Source organism: Desulfitobacterium sp. (genome assembly GCF_035539115.1).
Classification (GTDB): Bacteria; Bacillota; Desulfitobacteriia; order Desulfitobacteriales; family Desulfitobacteriaceae; genus Desulfitobacterium_A.
On sequence record NZ_DATLJA010000111.1, the window covers coordinates 1 to 5,665 of the forward strand.

General features: G+C 39.8%; 6 protein-coding genes. All 6 read left to right on the forward strand.

Going from position 1 to position 5,665, the window contains the following annotated elements; genetic code table 11:
- Positions 1-103 precede the first annotated feature (103 nt).
- Complete coding sequence (locus VM640_RS17060) at positions 104-316, forward strand: hypothetical protein (protein ID WP_325394403.1); 213 nt, start codon at positions 104-106, stop codon at positions 314-316.
- 171 nt (positions 317-487) lie between these two features.
- A complete protein-coding gene (locus tag VM640_RS17065; protein ID WP_325394405.1) occupies positions 488-949 on the forward strand; it encodes an Lrp/AsnC family transcriptional regulator in 462 nt (153 codons plus the stop codon).
- A gap of 294 nt (positions 950-1,243) precedes the next feature.
- The gene (locus tag VM640_RS17070; RefSeq protein WP_325394407.1) at positions 1,244-2,575 is read left to right on the forward strand and encodes an MFS transporter; all 1,332 of its coding nucleotides are present in this window, start codon (positions 1,244-1,246) and stop codon (positions 2,573-2,575) included.
- A gap of 40 nt (positions 2,576-2,615) precedes the next feature.
- Positions 2,616-3,869, forward strand: coding sequence for a M24 family metallopeptidase (locus VM640_RS17075; protein ID WP_325394409.1), 1,254 nt, complete (start codon positions 2,616-2,618; stop codon positions 3,867-3,869).
- Between the two features lie 92 nt (positions 3,870-3,961).
- Positions 3,962-4,402, forward strand: a complete 441-nt coding sequence (locus tag VM640_RS17080; protein WP_325394411.1) for a chemotaxis protein CheW — start codon at positions 3,962-3,964, stop codon at positions 4,400-4,402.
- 39 nt (positions 4,403-4,441) lie between these two features.
- Positions 4,442-5,251 (forward strand): methyl-accepting chemotaxis protein, encoded by an 810-nt coding sequence (locus VM640_RS17085; protein ID WP_325394413.1) that lies wholly within the window; start codon positions 4,442-4,444, stop codon positions 5,249-5,251.
- Positions 5,252-5,665: the final 414 nt, after the last annotated feature.

The window sequence follows — 5,665 nt, forward strand, 5'->3', positions numbered from 1 at the left end:
AGGATAAAAAGCTTAATGAACTGAATCAGATGATAAAAACCATGAGTTTAGTAAACTGTTTCCCCAAGGGACAAAGCAGCCCAAGATCGATGCCATCAGAGATATGCTTAAAGTCATGGATATGGATGAACTAAAAAAAATCAATCAACACATTGTTAAAAAGGGAGTTGCAAATAAGATTTTTGAAAATGGAACTATTGACGGATATACTGTGGTTGCTATCAATGGAACAAGATTCTTCGGGAGCATTTTGCGACGATTCGATCGTAATACAAAAAATTCCATAACGAAAGTAAAGTTCAGTTCATTCATGTAATTCGGTGACTTACGATTGAATCGATTTGAATCATACTTCAATAACGTTTGTAAAGTCATACTAGTTAGACATTACCGAAGATTCATGCAATAATGCATTAAAGCTTACGAATAGAAGTTGAAAGGTAAATATTACACTATTAATAAAACAATCAATGGAGGTTAGGTCCAAATGCTAGATGACAGTGAGGAACTAGATGAAATTGATAGGGAGATTCTTAATCTATTGATAGATAATTCAAGAATTTCCAATGCAGAAATTGCCCGGAAGATAAACTTGTCGCGGGTTGCAGTCCGAGATCGTATTCAAAGTTTAATACAGAGAGGGATTATCCAACAATTTACCACTATTTTGGACGCGGAGGCACTAGGATATCCACTCGCAGCATTTTTTGAAATAGAAGTCCAACCTGAAATGCTTGATCAGGTAGCGGAAGAGTTAACGAAACAAGTAGATGTCACTATTGTCTATCATATGACCGGTCCAACATCACTTCATGTACATGCGTGTTTGCGAGATTCTCAGCACCTCTCAGAGTTTCTGAAGGAAAATATATATTCCATACCTGGGGTACTGAAAGTTAGTAGTTACTTATTACTGAACCGCTATAAATCGGTTCTTTCCGTGAGATAGATTGCCCAATATAACCTTACTTTGTTTTAATATTTGACACTTCGAACATGTACTCGTGACGTCTTTCGCAAGAATGTAATGAATCAATCGCAGTCCCATTTTCAGTTCTTTAGCTTTAGCAATAAGAATTGAGAATTTGATATAAGAACGGAGGTGATGTAGCTACATTAACAGAAAGCTCAAAACCGCTGCCTAGCAAATGTCACGATAGGCGAAAACAGGGTAAAAACATGGAGGTCTAGCTTTCCTGTTCAACACGAGTGCCATTTTTTAAATGAAAGGGTGATAAGGTAGATGGGAAAAGTAAATGTCAACAATGTTATTGATAAAAGCAAAATGAATAAGTTCTTTTGGGCAATCTTTAGTGTCTGCTTATTAGCAGTAGTATTTGACGGCTACGATATGAATGTTTATGGAACTACCCTTCCTTCTATTATGAAAGAGATGGCTTTGAATCCCACCCAAACAGGCTTTCTTGCAAGTACAGCCTTGGCTGGGATGATCTTTGGTGCTATCTTTTTTGGGATGTTGGCTGACAAAATTGGGAGAAAAAAAGTGCTGATGATCGGCATAGCGATCTATGCTATTTTTACCGGGTTTTGTGGTTTTGTCAATGACGTTAATTCTTTTGCTATATTACGCTTTATTGCAGGGATGGGCATGGCCTCAATTTCACCGGTTTCTGCCAGTCTGGTTACGGAATTCTCTCCCAAAGCAAAAAGAGGCTTATTAATTACCCTTCTCATCACGTCAATCCAGATCGGACAAATCGTCGCTACCTTGAGTGGGGTCGTGTTAATTGGCAACGTTGGTTGGAGAGCAATCTATTGGATTGCCTTTGCACCCATTGTTCTTGTGGCCATTATTTACGCAGTTTTACCTGAATCAATGCATTCCTATTTACAGCAAGGTAAAACTGATAAAATCCGGGACATTTTAAAAAAGGCCAACCCTGAATTTCATCCTTCTGATGAAGATGTCTATGAAGTTAGTATAGCTAATCAAACAAAAGCAACGGTGGCCAGTTTGTTTCAAGAGGGACGTGCCTGGAATACAGTCATGATTTGGATTATGTTCTTCTGCAATTTATACATTGCGTTTGGCGTGCTCACATGGCTTCCTAAATTGATGACGATGTTAGGATATACTTTGAAATCAAGCTTGATGTTTTCGGCAATCATTTCCGTGGGGGGGATCGTTGGTAGCCTTGTTGGAGGCGTGATTGCAGAGAAGATTGGTTTCAAAAAAGTGCTCTTTGTGTATTACATCGCATGTGCGATTATGATTAATCTTGTCACGATAAAAATGAGCATTGGATCATTTATTGCGCTTCTTGCGATAACTGGACTATTTATAGGATCACAACAAAATATGCTTTATGCCTATGCCACCGAAAATTATCCCGTATCTATTTTGGGAACAGCTCTTGGTTGGGGTTCTAGTTTTGGTCGATTGGGTAGTGTCATCGCGCCAATGTTAATCGGAGTACTAATGTCTGCGGGATTATCTGTTAGTACAATGTTTTCTTCCTTTGCAGTACCTGCGATATTAGCAGCGGTGGCTGTACTCCTTATAAGAAAGAGCAGTCTAAAAGATGTACCACCATCGAAAACATTAAATAATTAAGTGGTTAATCATTCAGCTTTAGAAAAGAGGAGATTATAACATGATAAATATGGCTTCTGAAGACCGTAAGCTTATGAAGGAACTCATTACATGGTCTTGTTCCGACCAGGAACTTGAAAGACGTTGGGATGCCACAGTCAAGGTCATGGAGGAAAAAGGCGTAGATTACCTCGTTATTGCACAGCGAAGCGACTATTTGGGCCAGTATGTGAAGTGGTTTACGGATATGCCTACTTGGGACGAATATGGTGCCACGGTCATTTTCTCTAAGGATAAGGAGATTGTTACCATTTATTGCTCCGGAGGATTCGATGAGGAACAGCAACCCTGGAGGCCCTCCAACAGCTTTCCAGAGTCCTACTGCTGCCGGGGCGTTGCAAGGCGCTGGGCAAGAGGCTATTTTCCCAGCATTAACTATACTGCCGCCTATGACGCCGAGATTGTTGTCCATGAACTCAAAGACAGAGGCAAGATAAAGGTCGGTATCGTCGGTACTGCTTTCATGACCGTCCAGTGTCACGAGTACGTAAAGGCCAATCTGACAAATGCTGAATTCGTTGATTTCACGGATGATATAGACGCCATAAAAGCTATTAAAAGCCCTGAAGAAATTGAAATGATCCGCGAGGTAGTCAAGCTCCAGGATGAAGTCCTTTTCGGTCTCCGAGATTTCATTAAACCCGGCATGAGAGAGATCGACATCTATGCCGAGATGCGCAATCAATCCCATAAGCGCGGTGCTGAAAACGGCATTTTCCTTCTAGGTACCAACAGCTACAATAAGGCCGCTGTGTGGTACAATGAGCATTTCCACAGTAATCGCGTCATCCAGAAGGGTGACACCATTACACTACTTAATGAGGCCAACTGCTCAAATGGAATGTACGGACATGTTTCCGGCATTTATTCTCTCGGCGACCCGTCTCCCGCGCTTGTCGAGAATATGAGAATATGCAATGAGGTTGATAAATTTGTCAGAGATCGTCTGGTAGACGGCGCCGATTGCAATGTGATATTTGATGAATTCAATGCGTTTCTCAAGAGTATTGGACAGCCACCTGAGACCAGACTTCTCGGTCATAGTCAGGGCTACTGCCTTGTGGAAAGGCCTGCGATGCTGCCCGGCCACGGAGAAACGATTAAGCTCGCTGCTGGAATGAACTTTTCTTATCACCCATCCATCGTAACGCCCCAGGCCTTTGCTGTAACCTGCGCAAACTATTTTATTAAAAAGGATGGACCTCCGGAACTGGTCAACACTTTCCCAACTGGTGAAATTCAAATTATCGGATAGTTACATTTTCTCCACCTGTGAGGCAGGCCGGCTGTGAAACCGATTAAGTAACTAAGCGTATTATTATTTATTTTAGAAAGGAGTGATATTATTTGAAACAATATATTGAATTTATTTTAGGAATTGAGAATTATGTAATCGAAATGAGTTATGTCCGTGAAATTATTAAGCCAGTACATATTACGGAACTTGTTGGAGTACCGGAGTTTGTCAAAGGTGTATCTAAAATCCGTGACGAAGTGATTACTATTATCGATTTGCATCAAAAATTCAATATTGATTCAGCTACTTGCGAAGCATATGAACCCCGAATTATTATCTTGGAATTTAATTCAGAGAATATAGGTTTACTCGTTAATGATGTTGTAGATATTTTGGAAAGCGATAATATAACGAATGTGCCTAGCCTTATTCACCATGGAATAATTCGTGAAATTCTGAACTTAGAAGATAAAATACTCCCCATTTTCGATATTGAACGTTTATTTTCCAGCGATGTAACTCAATGGTTAAATTCAGAGGAGATTTCTTAAGTAAACTAAATTAGCTAAATGATTTAGGAGGAAATTGATATGATTGAATATTTTGAACAAATAGTTGATATGCTGGATGAAGCTTATTTCGGGAAAGCGGCAGTTGGGTTGTATGATCAGGAGAAATTTATACTTACTAAACAAGGATCAAAAATTCAAATTCCTCATAAGCCTGGCGATGCTTTAGTAGAGGGATCAGCAACATATCGTACTGTTAAAGAAGGTAAAAAGGTTACGCAACATGCTGAGCTTCTTGGTGTCAAATTCTATACTGTCTCTTATCCAATTATTATTAATGGAGAAGTTATTGGAGGATTAGTAATCTCTGTGCCTGAGGAATTAATGGGTTTAGAAGAGAAGTTACAAGATACATCACATTTATTAGTAGCCTCAATGGAACAGATTTCCGCTGCTATCGAAAACATAGCTGCTTCCGCACAGGGTCTTGCTGAAGGTGGTCAATTAGTATCAAACTCTTCCCAAGAAGTCCAAGGCAAGGCTGAAGCAATGGAAGAAGTAGTACAGTACATCGACTCTGTTGCCAGCGATACTAAACTTCTGGGACTTAATGCATCTATTGAGGCAGCCAGGGCTGGAGAGACCGGCCGTGGTTTTGGCGTTGTAGCTCAGGAAATCCGCTCTATGGCGGTATCAAGTGCAACTTCGGCTAAGGATATTCGGAAAATCATTGGTGGAATTCGTAAAGATATCTCTAAAATGACTGATGAGCTGGGGAAATTTGGGAACAATACCCAGGAAGTATCTGCTTCTATTGAAGAAATTTCGGCTTCAATTGAGTCCTTAACCCAAAATGCTATACAATTGCAAGAAATGGCGAGTAAATTATAGGCTCTTTCTTGGAGAACTGGCCTTTAATATTTTGTTAAAACTATATTCAAAATTGACCAGCACTTTAGCTTCTGCCATAGTTAAATCATTGATTTCACTAGTATTCTTGCCGATTTTAAAGGTGTATCAAATTCGGAGTTTCAGAGCTTTTGTCAGTCCTCTCTCTGATGAAATCGAAGGGAAGATGAAATGAGGAAAAACTGCCTGACGGAAGTGCTAACCCAATATATAGCACAGGACAAGTTATTTTGCCTGTGCTTTTTGTTTTTTCTAAGGATAAAAAGCTTAATGAACTGAATCAGATGATAAAAACCATGAGTTTAGTAAACTGTTTCCCCAAGGGACAAAGCAGCCCAAGATCGATGCCATCAGAGATATGCTTAAAGTCATGGATATGGATGAACTAAAAAAAAT